This is a genomic window from Cohnella ginsengisoli (assembly GCF_029525555.1).
GTDB classification, from domain to species: Bacteria; Bacillota; Bacilli; order Paenibacillales; family Paenibacillaceae; genus Cohnella; species Cohnella ginsengisoli.
Map to the genome: position 1 here is coordinate 2,068,383 of NZ_JAPDHZ010000003.1, position 19,921 is coordinate 2,088,303.

At 60.6% G+C, this 19,921-nt stretch carries 14 protein-coding genes, 1 tRNA gene and 4 pseudogenes; 3 read left to right on the forward strand and 16 right to left on the reverse strand.

The features are described 5' to 3' along the window. Window positions 1-4 precede the first annotated feature (4 nt). The 10 genes and pseudogenes from OMP38_RS20670 to OMP38_RS20715 form a co-directional block, all read right to left on the reverse strand. Window positions 5-1,483, reverse strand: a complete 1,479-nt coding sequence (locus OMP38_RS20670; protein ID WP_277566749.1) for an ABC transporter substrate-binding protein — start codon at window positions 1,481-1,483, stop codon at window positions 5-7. Between the two features lie 161 nt (window positions 1,484-1,644). After that, complete coding sequence (locus OMP38_RS20675) at window positions 1,645-2,547, reverse strand: helix-turn-helix domain-containing protein (RefSeq protein WP_277566750.1); 903 nt, start codon at window positions 2,545-2,547, stop codon at window positions 1,645-1,647. After that, a complete protein-coding gene (locus OMP38_RS20680) occupies window positions 2,523-3,182 on the reverse strand; it encodes a response regulator (RefSeq protein WP_277566751.1) in 660 nt (219 codons plus the stop codon). Before OMP38_RS20680 ends, OMP38_RS20675 begins: the two co-directional genes overlap by 25 nt. Window positions 3,183-3,221: 39 nt before the next feature. Next, window positions 3,222-5,024 (reverse strand): sensor histidine kinase, encoded by a 1,803-nt coding sequence (locus tag OMP38_RS20685; protein ID WP_277566752.1) that lies wholly within the window; start codon window positions 5,022-5,024, stop codon window positions 3,222-3,224. Window positions 5,025-5,175: 151 nt separating this feature from the next. Next, window positions 5,176-6,468 carry a phosphopyruvate hydratase gene (eno, locus tag OMP38_RS20690; RefSeq protein ID WP_277566753.1) on the reverse strand — a complete coding sequence of 431 codons (1,293 nt, stop codon included), beginning with the start codon at window positions 6,466-6,468 and terminating at the stop codon, window positions 5,176-5,178. Window positions 6,469-7,086: 618 nt separating this feature from the next. Continuing rightward, window positions 7,087-8,635, reverse strand: a pseudogene (gene gpmI / locus OMP38_RS20695) (2,3-bisphosphoglycerate-independent phosphoglycerate mutase). Between the two features lie 5 nt (window positions 8,636-8,640). Then, a pseudogene (gene tpiA / locus OMP38_RS20700) lies at window positions 8,641-9,393 on the reverse strand (triose-phosphate isomerase); the annotation flags it as partial. A 10-nt stretch (window positions 9,394-9,403) separates the two neighbouring features. Beyond that, window positions 9,404-10,585 carry a phosphoglycerate kinase gene (locus OMP38_RS20705; protein ID WP_277566754.1) on the reverse strand — a complete coding sequence of 394 codons (1,182 nt, stop codon included), beginning with the start codon at window positions 10,583-10,585 and terminating at the stop codon, window positions 9,404-9,406. A 101-nt stretch (window positions 10,586-10,686) separates the two neighbouring features. Then, window positions 10,687-11,694, reverse strand: coding sequence for a type I glyceraldehyde-3-phosphate dehydrogenase (gap, locus tag OMP38_RS20710; RefSeq protein ID WP_090117071.1), 1,008 nt, complete (start codon window positions 11,692-11,694; stop codon window positions 10,687-10,689). A gap of 123 nt (window positions 11,695-11,817) precedes the next feature. Next, complete coding sequence (locus OMP38_RS20715) at window positions 11,818-12,846, reverse strand: sugar-binding transcriptional regulator (protein ID WP_277566755.1); 1,029 nt, start codon at window positions 12,844-12,846, stop codon at window positions 11,818-11,820. A 288-nt stretch (window positions 12,847-13,134) separates the two neighbouring features. On the opposite strand from OMP38_RS20715, the gene OMP38_RS20720 reads away from it, so the two are divergent. The 3 genes from OMP38_RS20720 to sda all read left to right on the forward strand — a co-directional run bounded on the left by OMP38_RS20720 (window position 13,135) and on the right by sda (window position 14,739). Further along, a tRNA-Arg gene (locus tag OMP38_RS20720) sits at window positions 13,135-13,209 on the forward strand. 213 nt (window positions 13,210-13,422) lie between these two features. Next, the gene (gene clpP, locus OMP38_RS20725) at window positions 13,423-14,004 is read left to right on the forward strand and encodes an ATP-dependent Clp endopeptidase proteolytic subunit ClpP (protein ID WP_217595871.1); all 582 of its coding nucleotides are present in this window, start codon (window positions 13,423-13,425) and stop codon (window positions 14,002-14,004) included. Between the two features lie 468 nt (window positions 14,005-14,472). Next, on the forward strand, window positions 14,473-14,739 hold the full coding sequence (gene sda, locus OMP38_RS20730) for a sporulation histidine kinase inhibitor Sda (protein WP_277566756.1): 267 nt from the start codon (window positions 14,473-14,475) through the stop codon (window positions 14,737-14,739). Between the two features lie 58 nt (window positions 14,740-14,797). Here sda and OMP38_RS20735 read toward each other — a convergent pair whose 3' ends face one another. The 6 genes and pseudogenes from OMP38_RS20735 to rapZ form a co-directional block, all read right to left on the reverse strand. Further along, complete coding sequence (locus OMP38_RS20735) at window positions 14,798-15,559, reverse strand: MerR family transcriptional regulator (protein WP_277566757.1); 762 nt, start codon at window positions 15,557-15,559, stop codon at window positions 14,798-14,800. A 246-nt stretch (window positions 15,560-15,805) separates the two neighbouring features. Beyond that, window positions 15,806-16,576 (reverse strand): SIMPL domain-containing protein, encoded by a 771-nt coding sequence (locus OMP38_RS20740; protein WP_277566758.1) that lies wholly within the window; start codon window positions 16,574-16,576, stop codon window positions 15,806-15,808. 124 nt (window positions 16,577-16,700) lie between these two features. Then, complete coding sequence (locus OMP38_RS20745; RefSeq protein ID WP_090117078.1) at window positions 16,701-16,970, reverse strand: HPr family phosphocarrier protein; 270 nt, start codon at window positions 16,968-16,970, stop codon at window positions 16,701-16,703. Window positions 16,971-17,072: 102 nt separating this feature from the next. Next, window positions 17,073-18,010, reverse strand: a pseudogene (gene whiA / locus OMP38_RS20750) (DNA-binding protein WhiA). 7 nt (window positions 18,011-18,017) lie between these two features. After that, window positions 18,018-19,004, reverse strand: a complete 987-nt coding sequence (locus OMP38_RS20755) for a gluconeogenesis factor YvcK family protein (protein WP_277566759.1) — start codon at window positions 19,002-19,004, stop codon at window positions 18,018-18,020. After that, a pseudogene (rapZ, locus tag OMP38_RS20760) lies at window positions 18,997-19,903 on the reverse strand (RNase adapter RapZ). The gene OMP38_RS20755 and the pseudogene rapZ overlap by 8 nt, the downstream one beginning before the upstream one ends. Window positions 19,904-19,921 lie beyond the last annotated feature (18 nt).

The following is a 19,921-nucleotide window of genomic DNA, read 5'->3' on the forward strand; positions in this document are numbered from 1 at the left end:
GCGATTATTTGGTTTTGTTGGCCGCGACCCAAGCGTCCAGCTGGGTTTGCGCTTCGGCGATGACCTTGTCGAGGCCGGCGGCCTTGAACTGCTCGATCGCCTTCGGCAGGTATGTCGCCGGGTCGACCGTGCCGGTCATGAGAGATGCCCAGAATTGCTCTTTGACGTTCTGGATGGCCGTCATCTCGGTGGATACCTTCGTGCTGTCGAAGTTGAAGCCCAGGATCGGGGAAGGCTTGCCTTCCGCGTTGAACTTCTTGAACTGCTCCCACTTGTCGTCCGGATCGTTCTCGTTCAGGTACAGCAGCATGTTGTTGCCCAGCGAGTACGACGGCATGTTGTAGTTCTGGGAAGCGTCGAGGTTCTTCATGTGCTTGTCGTCGATCTTCTCGTAGTGCGTGCCTTCGATGCCCGAGTCGACCATGTTGCGGAGGACCGGATCGGTATTGAGCAGGTTCAGGAATTCCATCGCCTTCTCCGGATGCTCGGAGTTGGCGGAGATCGCCATGATCGAGCCTTGCACCGACGTGTTCGTGATCACGGCGTCGCTCGCAGGCGTCGAAGTGATCGGATAGCCGTTGGAAGCCGACCAGGAGGTCTCCGCGAGCGGCTGGGTTTGCGCGCGGTCGAGCAGCCATTTGCCGGAAGTCATCAGGTCTTGCGTCGAGCCGGTCGTCGCGGCTTCAGGCGCGACGTAGCCCGCTTGGTAGTATTTGTGCATCGTGTTCAGCGCTTGCTTCATCTCGTCCGTCTCGAGGATGTCGACGACCTTCAGGTCCGTACCGTCGAGCTTGACGGCCATCGGCATGTTCGTCACGAGATAGTCGTAAGGCACGTACGGCACGTAGTTCTTGTCCATCGCGAACGGCGTGATCGACGGATCCTGCGCCTTGATCGTCTTCAGCAGCGGCGCGAGGCTGTCCAGCGTGCGGACGCCGGTCGTTTCCAGCTTGTACTTGTCGACGAGGTTCTGGTTGAAGCGCCATACTTCGAGCTGCGGGAGCTCCTTGTTCGCCGGGATGCCGTAGTTGTGGCCGTCGACCTTGGATCCGCTCAGGAAGCCCGGATCGATCGTGTCCTTGATGCCTTGGCCGTACTTGTCCAGCAGCTCGTCGAGCTCGAGGAACGCACCCTTACGCGCGTTCTGCACGTAGTCGAAGCCGCCTGCCGAGGTGAACATGATGTCCATCGGTTCGCCCGAAGCGACCAGCACCTGCATCTTTTGCGTATAGTCGCCCCAGTCGATCATTTTCATTTTGATCGTGGCGTTGATTTTCTCTTGGGTGTACTTGCTGACTTCCGCCATGACGGTGTCGACGTCCTTCTGCGGCGTGCCGATCGTGTACCAGATCAGCTCGACCGGTTTTTCCGATGAAGCGCCGTCCGATTTCGCCTCGTTGCCGCCGCACGCGCTGAGCGCGAGCGATAGCGCGGTGACGGCAGCCGCGGCCGTCAGGCCGGTTTTCTTAGTCATTTTACTCATGTTTCTAGTGCCCTCCCTTATTTCTGATTCCCTCAAGCAACAATTCAACTTTAATTCATGAAAGCAGTTTCAAATAGAACACAAACCTAATAAATCATGTTCAAAATAAAGAAAGGACTGCGCGGCTGGCAGTCCGGAGGCTCATATTGGCTCATTGTGCGTCAATGCAGGCCTTTGAATTCGGTCGGAGAGATGCCGACGTACTTCTTGAATTGCTTGTAAAAGTACCCCGTCTCCCAATAGCCCGCCTGACGAGCGATATCGTGCACTTTTAACGTAGAGGACTTCAGCAGCTTCTTGGCCTGCTCGATCCGGTATTTGTTGATATACTCGGTGAAGCTCTCGCCCGTCTCCTTCTGGAACAGCTGCCCCAGGTATACCGGATGGATGTGGTATCGCGCGCCGAGCTGCTTCAAGGACAATTCGTCCGCGTAGTGACGGTGGATCTCCTCGAGCACCTGCAGCACGACCGGGCTACGGCTGTCCTTCACCAACGAATCGACGCAGCGCTCCGCGACGGACCGCAGCGCCCTGGCGAGCTCCGTATAATCGGAAGCTGCGTTCGCCTGGGCAAAGCCCTGCGAGAACATCTCCGTCTCGTCCGAGTGCTTGATGGCCTTCAGCTCCATCTTGAAGCGGACGATCAGCTCCACCGCCACTTCGTGCAGATAGGACGGCGTGACGCCTTCCCGGCGCCTTAGCCGCTCGAGATCGGCTTCGACGGCCGCAGCCAGGCCTTCCTTGTCTCTGGCGACGAGCAGCTTGCGGCAAGCCTCCCAATCGATCGGGAACTCGGACGGCTCCGCTTCCTTGAACGGCTCCGTCACCGCATAGTCTATCCATTCGCGCTCGGGATAGATCATAAAATACTCCTGCGCCTTCTTCGCCTCGCGATAGCTGGCCGCGATGTCCGTCCGAAGCGGATGCACGCCGCCGAGCGAGAGCCTCGCCGCTTCGCCCGGGCTGCCTTTCTCGAGCATCGGCAATAGGAGGCGCGCCAGCTCCTGCTTGCCCGCTTCCTCTTCGGACGGAAGACCGGCTACGATGACGATGTCTCCGTCCATATCGCGAAACGGATACGCGGAGGCGCTCCCCCCTCGAACGCGCGGACGACGCGCTCGAACGTCTCTTCCTGCGCCTCTGCCCCGGCGGACGGGAGCCTCGCCAGAGCGATGACGCCGTACGGCTCCGTCAGCGTTATGCCGAGCAGGGCTGCGCGCTCGTTGAACTCGGCCTCCGAGATCCGGCTGCAGATCCACCGGTACAGCGTGTTGTCCTTCATGATCTGGACGTCGTACGGCGACAGCAGCGCGTTCGCGCCTGTGCTGTTCAGCTTCTCGACGGCGTTGCTGAGCGTATCGTGCAGCTCCTTGACGTTGATCGGCTTGAGCAGGTAGTTCTCGATGCCGAGGCGCATGCCTTCCTTCAGGTAATCGAATTCGTTGAAGCCGCTCAGGATGATCGCCTTCAGGTCCGGGCGGCTCTGGCGGGCGGCGCGGATCAGGTCCAGGCCGTTCATCCGGGGCATCGAGATGTCGGTAATGAGCAGATCGACGGGCGTCTGCCCGATGCGGCGGAGCGCTTCCTCTCCGTTCTCGGCGCTGCCGACCACCTCCAGACCGAAGTCCGGCCAATCGATCGAATCGATGAGGCCTTCGATGATGAACGGTTCGTCGTCCACGATAAATACGTTGTACATTGTCGCGTCGTCCTCCTTCGGTCCTTCGGTCCTAGCCGCTTAATCCGCCAGCGGAATCGCGATGGCGACCTGGGTCCCCTTGCCGGGCTCGCTCTCGATCTCGATGCCGTATTCGGGCCCGTACATAAGCTTCAGCCGCTCGTGCACGCTCCGCAGCCCGAACGAGCTCTCGCGCTGCTCCGGATAGTCGAGCTCGGCCCGAATCTGCCGGAGCCGATCGGGGTCGATCGGCTTGCCGTTGTTGGACACCCGGATCCGCAGCATGCCCTCCGCCGTGCCGACCTCGATAGCGATACGGTTGTCGGTGCGGTCGTTTTCCATGCCGTGCACGATATAGTTTTCCACGATCGGCTGCAGCAGCATCTTCGGAATCGAGACCGAAGCGTACGCAGGCGAGCAGTCGATCGAATACGAGATGCGGTCCTTGAACCGGATGCGGAAAAGCTCAAGATACAGCCGGCACGTCTCCAGCTCCTCGCCGAGCGTGCAGTCCGGGCCCGCCCGGACCGAGTTGCGGAACAACGCGGCCAAGCTGTAGATCATCTCGCCGACGTCGCTCGCCCCTTGGGACATCGCCCGCATCCGGATCACTTCCAGCGTGTTGTAAAGGAAATGCGGATTGACCCGTGCCTGGAGCGCGGCCAGCTCGGTCTGCTTGAGCTTGATCTCCGACTTGTATTCCCGGTCGATCGTCCGGTTCAGCTCCTCCACCATCTCGTTGAAGCTCTGGGAGATCTGCCCGAGCTCGTCCTCCCGGGCGTCCTGCAGGCGAACGCTCAGATCGCCGCCCTCGACCTTCTTCATGAAGCGCACGATCTTGTTGGTCCGCTTCGCGATGTTGACGATGAGCAGGGACGGGATCAGGACCGCGAACGCGATGCAGACGGCGCCGATGAGCACGATCGCCCGTTTCAGCCCGGCATATGCCTGCGCGATCTCACGCTTCGGGGCGATGCCGACGACCGTGTAGCCCGCGGCGTTTTGCGTCAGTCGCGAGATATAAGCCGGCTCTCCGGTATTGCCGGTATCCTGGGAAGCGTTGATCTGATCCATGTACGGATAGGCTTGCCCGTAGTACTTGCCGGACGAGTCGAACATGACGCTGCCGTCCGGGGTCAGGACGAGGATCGTGCCTTTGAAAGGCGAGGAGACGCGCACCAGCGCCTGCCGGACCATCTCGGAGTCGAAGTACACCATCAGCTGCCCCACGTTTTTGAGCGTGCTTTTGTCGTTGATCTGGCTCCGCATCGCGTAGAGACGCGTATCCCACTGCCCGATCGCCTTGCGGATCCACACGTTCGGTATCGAAGCATTGGGACCCTCGAGCGACATAATGTCCGGAATGAAGGAGCGGGCGGCGTTCGTCTGGTACAGCTTCGGGTTTCCGGCGTATTTGTAAACGTACATGAGCTGCTGGTCGGCGCTGTACAGAATCAGGTTGCGGATGTCGGAGTCGGTGCCGAGCTTGTTCCCGAAGTATTCGAGCGCATTGGCCGCGCTGGCGCTGCCGTTGGCGTAATTTTCGCCGAGCGTATATTGAATGTATTGTTGATAAGAATGCCGCAGCAGGTAAGACACGTTATCCGCCAGCAGGTTGTTCCTGTAGACGTCCTGCACGACGTTCTGGACCCAATCGTACTTCGCTTCCATGTAAAGGTTGACCCGGTCCATCGCCTCGCGCTGGTCGTTCAGCTGGCTTCGCACGATGGAGGCCGAGCTGAAGTGGAACAAAAAATAAGAAAACGCAATGATCGTCAGATTGACGATCACGGTAAACACGAGAATGACTTTCACGAACAGATTGTTCTGAAAATAGTTCCGGTAAACCTTCTTGATTCTCACTTCTAAAGCTCCCCCCGCCGTCTGGATGAACGGCTTCATTATAGCATGAAAACGAGGCGATCCCCGAGAAACGGCCGTAAAGGCAGCGTTCCCCGGGGATCGTCCGGTCATGCTATTCATTTGGGGGCAGCCGCGGCGGGCTAAGCCGGGCTTACTTGAAGTTCTTCAGGTTGTAGAACGCCTTCTTGCCCGCGTATACGGCGGAGCCTGCGAGACGATCTTCGATGCGAAGCAGCTGGTTGTACTTCGCGACGCGGTCCGTACGGGACGGCGCGCCCGTCTTGATCTGGCCGGCGTTGGTCGCGACCGCGATGTCGGCGATCGTGCTGTCTTCGGACTCGCCGGAGCGGTGGGAGATGACGGCCGTGTAGCCGGCGGTCTTCGCCATTTCGATCGCTTCGAACGTTTCGGTCAGGGAGCCGATTTGGTTGACCTTAACGAGGATCGAGTTGCCGATGCCTTGCTCGATGCCCGTCGACAGGCGCTCGGTGTTGGTGACGAACAGGTCGTCGCCGACGAGTTGGATCTTGTCGCCCAGCTTCTCGGTCAGCAGCTTCCAGCCTTCCCAGTCGTCTTCGGAGCAGCCGTCTTCGATCGTGATCAGCGGGTACTTGTCAACCCAGCTGGCGAGCAGGTCGACGAACTCTGCGGACGTGTAGGACTTGCCTTCGCCCTCGAGGTGGTACTTGCCGTCCTTGTAGAACTCGGTGGAAGCGACGTCCATGCCCAGGAATACGTCGACGCCCGGCTTGTAGCCGGCTTTTTCAATGGCTTCGATGATCGTGGACAGCGCTTCTTCGTTGGAGCCGAAGTTCGGCGCGAAGCCGCCTTCGTCGCCGACAGCCGTGTTCAGGCCCTTCGACTTGAGTACGCTCTTCAGGGAGTGGAAGATCTCGGCGCCCGTGCGGAGCGCTTCCTTGAACGTAGGCGCGCCGACCGGCAGCACCATGAACTCTTGCACGTCGACGTTGTTGTCGGCGTGCGCGCCGCCGTTGACGATGTTCATCATCGGCACGGGCAGCGTCTTGGAGTTGAAGCCGCCGAGGTAAGCGTAGATCGGCAGGTCCAGCGCGTCTGCGGCAGCGCGCGCGACGGCGATGGAGACGGCCAGGATCGCGTTGGCGCCCAGCTTCGCCTTGTTCGGGGTGCCGTCGAGCTCGATCATCTTGCGGTCGATCGCGACTTGGTCAAGCGCGTCGTAGCCGATGATCTCAGGCGCGATGATGGAGTTGACGTTGTCGACGGCCTTCTCGACACCCTTGCCGAGGTAGCGGTCCTTGTCGCCGTCGCGAAGCTCAACGGCTTCGTAAGCGCCGGTGGATGCGCCGGACGGTACGATGGCGCTGCCGAACGCGCCGGATTCCAGGCGAACTTCTACTTCAACCGTCGGGTTGCCGCGGGAGTCCAGTACTTCGCGTGCATAGACGTCAGAGATAATCGTCATTTGAGTGAACACTCCTTGTAAGGTTTGTGATTTGTATTGCGATTGTGCGGCGGCGCCGCATCCGGCACAGCCGGGCGCGCCCGGCGAGGTGCCAGAGCGCGCCGCGCAAGTGTCTTGCGAAGTGCACGAGCGAGCGCAAGTGTCCCTCGAAGCGCACGGGCGAGACACCGTGCTCCGCACCGCTTGTCAGCTTCGCTTTCTGCGAATAACTGTCCAAAAGCAGTTATTTCGGCCAGATCCACCGGACTGCGGCGAATAGCTGCTCAAAAGCAGTTATTTCCGCATATTTGTGCCGATTGCGCCCATTTTACATGGAATAACTGCATTTTAGCACTTATTTTCGTCTCAACCCAAGAGCCGGAGAAAAATAGCTGCTGATATGCCGTTATTTCGGCGACAGCGAGGGCCTTCGCGACTGCGAATCCACAGCGCACGGTATCCAGGCTGCGTCGCCGCGGACGGCAGCGAACGCGGAGGCAACCGGCAGCAGGCGCGGAGGCGGCCAACAGCAGGCGCGGAAGCAACTGGCAGCAGGCGCGAAGGCGGCCAACAGCAGGCGCGGAAGCAACCGGCAGCAGGCGCGGAGGCGGCCGTAAGCTCGCCGCCTTCCGCACGGTTTTACTCGCCGAGCGGCGCGAGCAGCGTGCGGCCGGTCATCTCGGCCGGCTGCGGCAGCTCGAGCAGCGTCAGCAGCGTCGGGGCCACGTCAGCCAGCATGCCGCCGTCGCGCACCGTCGCGCCGTGCTTCGTCACGATGCACGGAACCGGGTTGGTCGTGTGCGCCGTGAACGGGCGGCCCGCATCGTCGATGACCATGTCGGCGTTGCCGTGGTCCGCGATGATGACGGCGACGCCGCCCTTGGCGAGGATGGCGTCGACGACGCGGCCGAGGCACGCGTCCGTCGCTTCGACGGCCTTGATCGTCGGCTCCAGCATGCCGGAGTGGCCGACCATGTCCGGGTTCGCGAAGTTCAGGATGATCGCGTCATGCTTCTCCGACTCGATCTCCTTCACCGCCGCGTCCGCGACCTCGTAAGCGCTCATCTCCGGCTGAAGGTCGTACGTGGCGACCTTCGGCGAGTTGATCAGCACCCGCGTCTCGCCCGGCAGTTGCAGATCGCGTCCGCCGCTGAAGAAGAACGTGACGTGCGGATACTTCTCGGTCTCGGCGATGCGCAGCTGCGTCTTGCCCTGCTGCACGAGCACCTCGCCCAGCGTGTTGTCGAGCTCTTTGGGCTTGTACGCGACGTAGCCGCCGACCGTTTCGCTGAACAGCGTCAAGCAGACGAAGTACAGGCCGACCGGACGTCCTTCGCCGCGTTCGAAGCCGCGGAAGTCGTCGTTCGTGAATACGTTGGACAGCTGGATCGCGCGGTCCGGGCGGAAGTTGAAGAACACGACCGCGTCTTCCGACTCGACCAGGCCGACGGGCTTGCCGTCCGCGCCCACGATGACGGTCGGCAGCACGAATTCGTCGTACACCGACGCCTCGTAAGAAGTCCTGACCGCCTGGATCGGATCGACAGCCGTCGGTCCGTCGCCGTACACCATCGCGCGGTAGGACTTCTCGACGCGATCCCACCGCTTGTCGCGGTCCATCGCGTAGTAGCGTCCTTGCACGGTGGCGATCTTGCCGACGCCGAGCTCTTCGATCTTCGCCTGCAGCTGGGTCAGATAGCCGACCGCGCTGTCCGGCGCCACGTCGCGTCCGTCCAGGAACGCATGAATATATACGTCGTTCAGGCCTTCGCGCTTCGCCAGTTCAAGCAGCGCGAACAGATGCGCGATATGGCTGTGCACGCCGCCATCCGACAGAAGGCCGTACAGATGCAGCTTTTTGCCGTTCGTCTTGGCATGGTTCACGGCGCCCCGCAGCGTCTCGTTGTCGAAGAAATCTCCGTCCCGAATCGACTTGGTGATTCGGGTCAGGTCCTGATACACGATACGGCCCGCGCCGATGTTCAGGTGTCCGACCTCGGAGTTGCCCATTTGGCCCTCGGGGGAGGCCGACGGCCTCGCCTTGAGCGGTTAATTGCGTATGCGGGTAAGTCGCCCACAAACGGTCGAAGTTCGGCTTGTTCGCTTGAGCCACGGCGTTGCCGTGCGTCTCCTCGCGAAGGCCGAAGCCGTCCAGAATGATGAGCGCGACCGGCTTGGGTGCGGCCATCTTACTTCGCCCCCCTCGACCAGGGCGATGAAGGAAGCCGGCTCCAGGCTGGCGCCGCCGACGAGCGCGCCGTCGATATCGGATTCGCCCATGTACTCGGCGACATTGTTCGGCTTGACGCTGCCGCCGTATTGAATGCGGACCTTCGCGGCGACTTCAGCGCCGAAGAGTCCTTCAACGACGCCGCGAATCGCCTTGATCGCGTCGTTGGCATCCGTCGCCGTCGAAGATTTGCCCGTGCCGATCGCCCAGATCGGCTCGTAAGCGATGACGACCTCAGCCGCTTGCTCGGCAGTCAGGCCGGCCAGCGCAGCCGTCGTCTGTACGCGGTTGACTTCGTCGGTCTTGCCGGCTTCGCGCTCCTCGAGCTTCTCGCCGACGCAGACGATCGGGGTCAGGCCGTGCTTGAACGCCGCATGCGTCTTCTTGTTCACCGTCTCGTCTGTCTCGGCGAAGTACTGCCGGCGCTCGGAGTGACCGATGATGACGTAGTCGACGCCCAGATCCTTCAGGAAGACGCCGCTGATCTCGCCGGTGAAGGCGCCGTTGTCTTCGAAGTGCATATTTTGCGCGCCGACCTTGATCGACGTGCCTTTAACCGCCTCGACGAGCGCCGGCAGCGCCGTGAACGGCGCGCAGACGACGGTCTCGACGCCGGCGACTTCCGCTTTGCCCTTTACTTCGGACACGAATGCAGTCGCTTCGGAGACGGTCTTGAACATTTTCCAGTTGCCTGCGATGATCGGAGTTCTGCTCATGGGTTCACCCTCACTTGTCGTTAAGGGCTACGACACCCGGAAGCGCCTTGCCCTCCATGAATTCGAGCGACGCGCCGCCGCCGGTGGAGATATGGTCCATCTTGTCTGCCAGCTTAAACTTCTCAGCCGCAGCAGCCGAGTCGCCGCCGCCGATGACGGTGTACGCGGAAGTGTCCGCGCAAGCCTGCGCGACCGCGCGCGTGCCGTTCGAGAAGCCTTCGACTTCGAAGACGCCCATCGGCCCGTTCCACACGACCAGCTTGGAGTTCTTGATGACGTCCGCGTAGATCTCGCGGGTCTTCGGTCCAATGTCGACGCCTTCCCAGTCGGGACGGATGCCGTCGATGTTCACGATCTCGATGTTCTTGTCGGACTTGAAGTCGTCGGAGATGACGAGGTCGACCGGCAGGTACAGCTTCTTGCCGAGCTGCTTCGCCTTTTCGACGAATTCCTTAACCTTCTCCAGCTTGGACTCGTCGAGCAGCGATTGGCCGATCTCGTAGCCTTGGGACTTGAAGAAGGTGTAGGAGATGCCGCCGCCGATGATGATGTTGTCGGCGATCTCGATCATCTTGTCGATGACGTCGATCTTGTCCTTGACCTTGGAGCCGCCGACGATCGCCGTGAACGGGCGGTCCGGATCGTTAAGCGCCTTGCCCAGCACGTCGAGCTCCTTCTCCATCAGAAGACCGGATACGGCCGGCAGATGGTGCGCGATGCCTTCGGTGGACGCGTGCGCGCGGTGAGCGGCGCCGAACGCGTCGTTGACGAACAGATCGGCCAGCGCCGCGAATTGCTTCGCGAGCTCGGGATCGTTCTTTTCTTCGCCCGGGTAGAAACGGACGTTTTCAAGCAGCAGCACGTCGCCGTTTTGCAGCGCGTCGACCTTGGCTTGAACGTCAGCGCCTACGGCTTCGTCAGCCTTGACAACCGGCTTGCCGAGCAGCTCGGACAGACGTGCGGCGACAGGCGTCAGGCGCAGTTCTTCTACGACTTCGCCCTTCGGACGGCCAAAGTGGCTCGCCAGGATAACCTTTGCGCCGTTTTCGATCAGGTACTTGATCGTAGGCAGCGTTTCGCGGATGCGCGTGTCGTCGGTGATCGCGCCGTTTTCGACAGGGACGTTGAAGTCGACGCGGACGAATACCTTCAGTCCGGAAACGTTCACGTCGCGGACACTCTTCTTGTTCATTAGGCTGACTCTCCCTCCGAATTCTGGTAATGCCCGTACGGACGGAAAGAGGAGCGCTCGCGTCTCCTCTTTGCCGTCTTCATTCTTCTATAGAGTAAGTCTTACAGGCCCTTGGAGGCGACGAAGGCAGCCAGGTCCACGACGCGGTTGGAGTAGCCCCACTCGTTGTCGTACCAGGAAACGACCTTCACCATGTTGCCTTCGACGACCATCGTGGACAGCGCGTCGATCGTGGAGGAAGCCGGGTCGCCGTTGTAGTCGCTCGATACGAGCGGCTCGTCGGAGTAGTTCAGGATGCCCTTCAGCGGGCCTTCTGCGGCAGCCTTCAGCGCAGCGTTGACTTCGTCGACCGTAACGTTGCCCTTAACTTCGGCTACGAGGTCGGTAACGGATACGTTAGGCGTAGGTACGCGGAACGACATGCCGTTCAGCTTGCCCTTCAGCTCAGGCAGTACCAGCGATACGGCCTTCGCAGCGCCCGTCGTGGACGGAATGATGTTCTCTGCAGCGGCGCGCGCGCGGCGCAGGTCCTTGTGCGGCAGATCGAGTACGCTTTGGTCGTTCGTATAGGAGTGGATCGTCGTCATCATGCCCTTGACGATGCCGAATTGGTCGTTGATAACCTTAGCGAAAGGCGCCAGGCAGTTCGTGGTGCAAGAAGCGTTGGAAAGGATCGTGTGCGCGGACGGATCGTACTTGTCTTCGTTGACGCCCATAACGATCGTAATGTCTTCGTTCGTAGCCGGAGCGGAGATGATGACCTTCTTCGCGCCGCCCTTCAGGTGAAGCTCGGCTTTTTCCTTCGCCGTGAAGATACCCGTGGATTCAACGACGATCTCGGCGCCGACGGATGCCCACGGCAGGTTGCCCGGATCGCGCTCCGCGAATACCTTGATGGTCTTGCCGTTTACGATCAGCGCGCCCTCGCCCGCTTCGACCGTCGCGTTCAGCTTGCCGTGCGTCGTGTCGTATTTGAGCAGGTGCTTCAGCGTGTTAACGTCCGTCAGGTCGTTGATGGCGACCACTTCTACCTCAGGGTTGTTGAGCGAAGCGCGGAATACGTTGCGACCGATGCGACCGAAGCCGTTGATACCGATTTTGACCGTCATTGATAGTTCCTCCTTGGGTTTTGAAAATAAGATTTGATCTATGTCAGGCGCACGGAGCGCCGAGACCACTCGTTCTGCCGGACCGGGCGCTGCGTCCCGGTCCTTGGGGTGCCGGCGTCAGCGTCAGACGCCGGCATGCTTCAGCGCTTCTTCGGCGGCCGCCTCGTCGGTGACGAGCACGTCGTCGTGGCCGAAGCGCATCACCGCGGCGATCGCCTCGCCCTTGCTGCGGCCGCCGGCGATGCCGATGACCGATTCGGCCGCCTCGATGTCTTCGAGGCGGAGCCCGGCGGTCGCCATGCGATGCACGACGGCGCCCTCCCGGTCGAAGTAGTAACCGAACGCCTCGGCGAGCGCGCCGTCGCGCAAAATCTCCTGCACGGTGCCCGCATCGAGCTTGCGCCGGCGGGCCATGGCGCTAGCGTCCCCGATGCCGTGAACGACGATACGCGCGCTGCGGATCATGTCCACGACCTCCCGCACGTTCGGCTCCTGCATGATCGTCTGGTAGGCGTCCTCGCTCAGATGATCCGGCACGTGCAGCATCCGGTACCGCGCGCCCGTCCGCTTGGCGAGCTCCGAAGCGATCGTGTTGGCCTGATAGTCCACGCTCTCGCCGAGGCCGCCGCGCGCCGGCACGAACCAGTTGTCGCGCAGCGGCGAGGGCACCGAGAACTGCGAGGCCATGCGCGCCATCGTCGTGCCGCCCATGACGGCGACGACGTCGCCGGGACCGATGACGCGGCGCAGCACCTTGCTGCCGGCGCGTCCCAGCTCGCGCTTGGCTTCTTCGGAGACGTCGGAGTCGCCGGGGACGACGACCGCCTGCTTGAGGCCGAACCGCTTGCGAAGCGCCGCCTCCAGGTCCGACAGGCCGAACAGCTCCCTGACCATCGGCTCCATCTCGTCCAGCAGGCGGCGTCCCCGGTCGGTCAAGCTGACGCCGGTCGTTCCCGCCTCGACGAGCCCCTGGGACCTCAGCAGGTCGAGCTCCGCGCGCAGCGTCCGCTCCGTCAGGTCGAGACTGGCCGCCAGCGTCCGCCTGCCGCCCGTGCCCGTAACCCCGATGCGGCGCAAAATGTCGTAGCGCTTTTGCAGCACCTGCATGATGTCGGGCACGAGCTTTTTCTGCATTTCAAGAATGTTCCGCATCCTCTACCGTCTCTCCCTTAAATGCCGGATAAATATGGCCGGAATGCGACGGGGAATCACGGTGCGGGACCGATTACGTCCCGCTGTGACATTTTAAGTCCCACTTCCTGGTTTTATTCTATCGGATTACCCGCCGCGTTGCAAGCCCAATATCGGCCGCAGGCAGCGCCGCGCGAACATATAGACAGGAGAAGAGCTCGTACCCTTTTTTACCCCAATCGAAACCTTTTCGAAGCCCTTGCTTTTCCCCACCCTATCGCCTATAATGAATCTTGCTGTTATCGACATGCGCCCGTGGTCCAACGGATATGACGCAGGCCTCCGGAGCCTGAGATTGGGGTTCGATTCCCTACGGGCGCGCCATATTCGATCTAATAGGCAGTTTTGCCGACACTTATGATGCAGCAGACGCGTCCGTACCATACGGACGCTTTTTATTTGACCTATGTTTGACTTTCTTTGACATTGGGTTCATGATCCATTAGAATGGATTCACGGTCGACCCGCGCCTTTCCGGGAGACGTCGGAGCCAGGACCGCCACACCACTATTCACACCCCCGAGGAGGGATCACGCAATGAGCTTTGTCCCTATGGTCGTCGAACAGACTAATCGAGGAGAGCGGGCATACGACATCTATTCCCGTCTGCTCAAGGACCGCATCATCTTCCTGGGCACCCAGGTCAACGATGTGGTCGCCAACTCCATCATCGCGCAGATGCTTTTCCTCGCGGCCGAAGATCCGGAGAAAGACATCCACTTATACATCAACAGCCCGGGCGGGTCCATCACCGCCGGCATGGCGATCTTCGATACGATGCAGTACATCAAGCCGGACGTCTCCACGATCTGCGTCGGCATGGCCGCCTCCATGGGCGCGTTCCTGCTCGCCGCAGGCGCCAAAGGCAAGCGCTTCGCGCTGCCGAACGCCGAAGTGATGATCCACCAGCCGCTCGGCGGCGCCGAAGGACAAGCGAGCGACATCGAGATTCGCGCACGCCGCATCCTGAAGCTTCGCGACAAGCTGAACCGCATTCTCTCCGAGCGCACGGGCCAGCCGCTTGAGCGCATCGAGAAGGACACCGACCGCGACAACTTCATGGAAGCCGAGACGGCAAGAGAGTACGGTCTCGTCGACAAGGTTATCGAGAAGATCTAACAGCCCCCCTGCACGGCGCGTTCCATTCTCAAAAGCCCCCCGTCCGCCCCATTCGGCGATGGACGGGGGCTTTTGCTATGGCAGACGACCTTTCGCTGCAAGAAAAACCGTCGGGAAAGATCGCTCTGACGGCCCCTACGCTTCACATACAGCCTCATCCTGTTTCTGTAACCGCGCCTTTCTCGCCTACAGCACGCCCGGCCGGCTTCGTCGTTCCTGTAACGTTGCTTCTTTTTTGCTTGTAACGGCGGTTCCATTGGGTAAGCAAGAGTAGGCCGATATCTGTCCCTGCCAAGCAAGAATGATTAACACAGATTTCATATTTCGTCAAGGGAAATTTAACAACTCGAGTGCCCCCCTCTTCGTACTCGCATGAGCATGTTATTCTATAATCACTAGTCGTGCCATTTCCCCCCATATATTGCTATGGAATAGGAATTGGACAGCAAGCCGGAAAGGAGATTTACGATGAACCAATCTTATCACTCCTTGCACTTGGTGCCGCGTCATATGCCTGAAAACCCGATTCCGCCGTCTCACTCCTTTAACGATGATTCAAGCCATATGACCGCACGCACGCTTAAGGATAAAGCCTCGCTGCTCCGCCCGCTGAAGGACGAGCATCTGCTCGAAGTTTATCGCGAAGCGAAAAAAATGAATTTGTCCAACGAATTCATCGAGCTGTTAGAGGATGCCATCGAGCTGCGTAATCTCGAGCACCGCCTCAAAGCCTAATGCATTCATCGCAAAAGCCTCCTCCACCGTCGATTTTCCGGCGATAGAGGAGGCTTTTTCATGGCGCCCGGCGACAAACTTCGGCGTAGGACTCCGTGGCGAGGCAGAGATAATAGGATAGACCGGTCTGCATCGACTCCAGCATGCCCCGGTGGAAGACGTCGCCGATGAAAAAGCGGGACTGTCCCGCTAAGTCGTCCGGGCTGGCAGGATGACCCTCTGCCGCGCGTGCCGCCAGGTGACGTTCAATCCGGGCATGCGCTTCTTCGTCGTCATGCGCTCGACCCTCGCGAAGCGCCCGCGCCATCTCTTCCATAAATCGCGCAGCCTCTGCCGCCTGGCGATTCATCTGCACGGGGTCGATCGCATTCGCGCCGGGCAGCTCGACGTCGTACGTTTCCTTCAGATGCCTGCGCTGTTCCGCCAGCGCGGCTTCCCATTCTTCCGCCGTACCGAATCCGCTGAACAACTCCGCTGCCGGCTGAGAAGCGCCCTCCCGCTCCGCGTCGATCGAAGCCTCCAGCGTGACGGACAAACGTTCCATGCGCCGCTGTCTCTCCCGAATAAGCTCGCGCTGACTCTCCAAGATACGCAGACGGTCCGGCGCCCCATCCAGCAAACGCTTGATTTCCTCCAGCGGGAACTCCAGCTCCCGATAGAACAAAATCTCCTGCAGCCGCTCGATCTCCTTCTTGCCGTACAGCCGGTACCCGGCTTCGCTGACCTCGACCGGCACGAGCAGACCGATCTTGTGATAGTGGTGCAGCGTCTTGATCGTCACCTTCGACAACGCCGACATTTCCTTGACCGTGTATTTCATGCGGACACCTCCTATGGGATATTCCGATCGTACGGCCTCCTCCAAGGGGAGAGTCAATCCCCCCCCCCCCGCCACATGCACGAGTTCACGCCGCCGCAAGCCGGTTTTTCCGCCATCCCCCTCATCCCCGTACCGACCCTTCTGCTCCTATGCCTGGTCCCTCAGTTCATCGCCCCTCCCCCGCCAGCGCTAAAAAAGCCGCCCTCCAACCGGAGAGCGGCTCTGTCCGCGTCGCGCGGACGCTTGTTATTTCAGCTGGTACTGCACGGTCACGCTCGCCGAGATCTCGATCTGCCCGCTCTGCACGGAGGACGAGAAGCCTGCGGCGGATGACGCGGCCGCCTTCACCTGATCGAACGTGGCCGTCACGATCGGCACGTTCGCCGCGCTGCCCTGCACGATGTTGATGACCGGGCCCAGCGTGCGGCTAGCCGACGTCGCGAGCACCGAGGCTTTCGCGCCGGCATTGGTCATCGCCTTTTTCAGCGCTTCAAGCTCGTATTGGTCCTGCTTCTCCGTGCCGAACTGCACGCCGTCCACCCGGTTCGCGCCTGCCGCGGAGACTGCGTCCAGCAGCTTGCCGATGCCCGCGAGATCGCGGTACGCGACGCGCACCGAATGGGTCGCGAGGTAGCCTTTCAGCACCTGGCCTTCTTTTTCCGTGTAGTTGTACTCCGGCTGAACGCCGAAATTCGTCGTCTGGACGTCCTTCTTATCGATCTTGTACGTCTCGTACAGCGCCTTCTCGACTGCAGCGAACTTCGCCGCCGAAGCCTGCTGGGCTTCCTGCGCCGTCTTTCCCCGCGCGTCCACGCCGAAGCTCAGGTACGCCACGTCCGGCTCCACCTTGATCGAGCCTTCCGCCCCCACCGTTACCGCGTTCTGAATGCTCGCCGCCTGCACGGCGCCTGTCGTCTCCGCCATCGCTTGATCCGCTCCCAGCTTCGTCGCTCCGAACCATCCCGCGGCTACCATCGTAGCGGCCAACAATGCGACTTGCACGGTCCTTTTACCCATTATAGACGCCTCCATATTCAGGTTTGTCTACTCAACGGCTATTATAGGCAAAAGGTTGCAGGTCAACCATAAAATAGTCCGAAAAAGCAAAAAGCCCCCGTCCGGGAGCTCGCGCATCTGCTTATTATTGGTTCTCCAGCTCTTCCTTGCTGACCAGTTGGACTAAAGCGGTTACAGCTTGCTCTGCGTCCGAACCTTCGGCACTGATGGATACTTCGGTGCCCGAGCTGATCGCCAGACTCATGATACCCATGATGCTCTTCGCGTTTACGCGCTTGTCTTCCTTCTCCACGAATACGTCCGAGGAGAATTTATTGGCTTCTTGCACGAATAAGGCCGCCGGTCTGGCGTGAAGCCCCGTCTTAAGCCGAACAACAACCGGCTGTCTCGTCATGGAACGAATCCCCCTGTCTTTGTTCTCATCCCGGTACACGGGACCCACCGCACATGGTTTGTTATCTATTATAGCATTAGAGCGCTTGGTTGTGCCACAGGCTTATAAAGCCCCGCCCCGTATTTTTTCAGCCCATTCGTCGATCTTGCGAAGCCGGTGATTGACGCCGGACTTGCTGACCTGCCCCTTCAGCATGTCGCCGACTTCCTTCAGGTTCATGTCGGGATGCATAAGCCGGATCTCCGCGACCTCGCGCAGCTTGTCGGGCATGTTCTCAAGCCCGACTTCCTTTTGCAGCAGCTTGATGTTGTCGATCTGACGGACGGCGGCGCCGATCGTCTTGTTCAGGTTCGCGGTCTCGCAGTTGACGATCCGGTTGACCGAATTGCGCATGTCCCGCATGATGCGAACGTCCTCGAACTTGAACAGGGCCTGATGCGCGCCGATGATGCTGAGGAACTCGATGATCTTCTCGCCTTCCTTGATGTACAGGATGAAGCCCTTTTTTGCGTTCGATGAACCTGGCGTTCAGGTGAAACTTGTTCGCGAGATCCACGAGCGCTTTGCAGTGCTCTTCGTACATCGAGGCGATCTCCAGATGGTAAGACGAGCCTTCCGGATTGTTCACGGACCCGCCCGCGAGGAACGCGCCGCGCAGGTAGGCCTTTTTGCAGCATGGCTTCCGCACGAGATCTTTGTCGATATCCGAGTTGAACTGGAATCCGGCGCTCGCGATTTTTAGTTCTCCGAGCAGCTGCTCGACGCCTGCAGGCACGCGAACGATATAGACGTTGTTTTTCTTGAGCCGCATCTTTTTGCGTACGAGCAGCTCGGTCGGAACGGGATAGTGCCGCTTCATCAGGGTATAAATACGCCGGGCAATGGCTGCGTTTTCCGTCGAGATGTCCAGCACGATCCGCTTGTTGGTCAGCGACACCGCGCCGTTCATCCGGATCAGCGCCGACAGCTCGGCGATATCGCAGCAGCCTTCGGACTCCACGAGCGTCAATTCTTTTTTTGGTCTGAGCGGCGAACGACACGTCGCCTTCACTCCTTCCTCAGCATCCAGTCCTCCACCAGCTGGTAGATATGCTCGCTCAGCTTGGCGGCGTCATGGCGCAGATAGGTTCGGAACAGCACCAGGCGGTCGGCGATCACCTTGTAACCGCGCCGCTCCACCTCGTCCAGGTCCAGATGGACGGCCGCCGAGCCTTGCTCCGCGTACATGCTGTGCACCTGCGGGGGAATCTCCCCGTTGTTCACGATGACATAATCGAATAAATGATGCCCGATGTGCGCATGGATCGCGTCGAGATGGTCCCCTACCGAATAATTGTCGGTCTCGCCCGGCTGCGTCATGACGTTGCATACGAAAATCTTCACGGCGTCCGAGTTCAGGATCGCCTCCGCCAGCTTGGGCACGAGCAGGTTGGGCATAATGCTCGTGTACAGGCTGCCCGGACCGATCAGAATGGCGTCCGCCTCCTCGATCGCCTCGACGGCCTCCTCGAGGGGCTCGACGTCGGCCGGCTCGATGAACACCCGCCGGATCGCAAGCCCCGACTTCGGGATCTGCGACTCGCCCTCGACGATGCTGCCGTCCTCCATCTCGGCCTTCAGGAGAATCGCCAGGTTGGCGGCCGGAAGCACGCGTCCGCGCACGGCGAGCACGCGGCTCAGCTCTCTCACCCCCGCGACGAAGTCGCCGGAGATGTCGGTCATTGCCGCCAATATCAGATTGCCCAAGCTATGACCGGCCAATCCCGCGCCGCCCATGAAGCGGTAGGACAGCATATCGGCCAGGAGCGGCTCGGTATCCGCCAGCGCGGTGAGCACGTTGCGGATATCGCCCGGCGGCGGCATCTGCAGCTCCGAGCGCAGAATTCCCGAGCTGCCCCCGTCGTCGGCGACCGTGACGATCGCGGTAATATCGAGCGGTTTTTGCTTGAGCCCCCGCAGCATGACGGACAGTCCCGTGCCGCCGCCGATGACGACGATGCGGGGCTTCCTGGCGCCCTGCCCCGGCTTAGCCATGACGGTCTCTCTCCGCGTCGCGGTGGCTGACGCGGACCGCTTCGGTCTCGCCGGCGCTCAGCATGCGGCCGAGATATTCGGCGAGCGCGACGGAGCGGTGCTTGCCTCCGGTACAGCCGATGCCGATGACCACCTGGCTCTTGCCTTCTTTGTGGTACAGCGGGATGAGGTACTGCAGCATGTCAAGCAGCTTCGCCAGGAACGTCTGCGTCTCCGGCCACTTCATGACGTAGTCGTAAACTTCGGCGTCCTGCCCCGTCTTGGGACGCAGATTTTCCACGTAGTGCGGATTCGGCAAAAAGCGGACGTCGAAAATCAGGTCGGCGTCGATCGGCACGCCGTACTTGAAGCCGAACGACGTGACGTTGACGGCGAGCGAATTGCGCCCCTCCTCGGTAAATCGGGAGATGATCTTGTCTTTAAGCTGGGCAGGCTTGATGCTGCTCGTGTCGATGACCTGCGTCGCCCAGCCCTTCAGATCCTCCAGCAGCTTCCGCTCGGCATGAATGCCTTCGAGCGGCAAGCCTTCGGGCGCGAGCGGATGCCGACGACGGGTCTCCTTGTAGCGCTGGACGAGCGCGGAGTCGGTCGCGTCGAGAAACAGGATCTCGTAGTGCAGCGTATAATGCTCGCGAATATAGTTCAGCGACTCGGACAGCGCCGTGAAAAACTCCCGGCCCCGGAGGTCGATGACGAGCGCGACTTTGCCGATGCGGCCTTGGGATTGATCGATGAGTTCGGCAAACTTCGGGATCAGCACCGGCGGCAGATTGTCGACGCAAAAAAAAGCCGAGGTCCTCCATGCTCTGCACCGCGATCGTCTTGCCCGCGCCCGACATTCCCGTGATGATGACGAGCGTCGGTCTTGATACCGTCGTGTTCGTAGTGTCCACGTGCATCCCCCCCCTGCCACATGC

Bases quoted from the DNA above. Each gene is read 5' to 3' on its own strand.
- OMP38_RS20740 (WP_277566758.1), bottom strand. From the start codon at position 16,576: ATGGGTAAAAGGACCGTGCAAGTCGCATTGTTGGCCGCTACGATGGTA.
- eno (WP_277566753.1), bottom strand. From the start codon at position 6,468: ATGACGATTATCTCTGACGTCTATGCACGCGAAGTACTGGACTCCCGC.
- OMP38_RS20755 (WP_277566759.1), bottom strand. From the start codon at position 19,004: ATGGCTAAGCCGGGGCAGGGCGCCAGGAAGCCCCGCATCGTCGTCATC.
- OMP38_RS20705 (WP_277566754.1), bottom strand. From the start codon at position 10,585: ATGAACAAGAAGAGTGTCCGCGACGTGAACGTTTCCGGACTGAAGGTA.
- OMP38_RS20735 (WP_277566757.1), bottom strand. From the start codon at position 15,559: ATGAAATACACGGTCAAGGAAATGTCGGCGTTGTCGAAGGTGACGATC.
- gap (WP_090117071.1), bottom strand. From the start codon at position 11,694: ATGACGGTCAAAATCGGTATCAACGGCTTCGGTCGCATCGGTCGCAAC.
- OMP38_RS20680 (WP_277566751.1), bottom strand. From the start codon at position 3,182: ATGTACAACGTATTTATCGTGGACGACGAACCGTTCATCATCGAAGGC.
- sda (WP_277566756.1), top strand. From the start codon at position 14,473: ATGAACCAATCTTATCACTCCTTGCACTTGGTGCCGCGTCATATGCCT.
- clpP (WP_217595871.1), top strand. From the start codon at position 13,423: ATGAGCTTTGTCCCTATGGTCGTCGAACAGACTAATCGAGGAGAGCGG.
- OMP38_RS20715 (WP_277566755.1), bottom strand. From the start codon at position 12,846: ATGCGGAACATTCTTGAAATGCAGAAAAAGCTCGTGCCCGACATCATG.
- OMP38_RS20675 (WP_277566750.1), bottom strand. From the start codon at position 2,547: ATGGACGGAGACATCGTCATCGTAGCCGGTCTTCCGTCCGAAGAGGAA.
- OMP38_RS20670 (WP_277566749.1), bottom strand. From the start codon at position 1,483: ATGAGTAAAATGACTAAGAAAACCGGCCTGACGGCCGCGGCTGCCGTC.
- OMP38_RS20745 (WP_090117078.1), bottom strand. From the start codon at position 16,970: ATGACGAGACAGCCGGTTGTTGTTCGGCTTAAGACGGGGCTTCACGCC.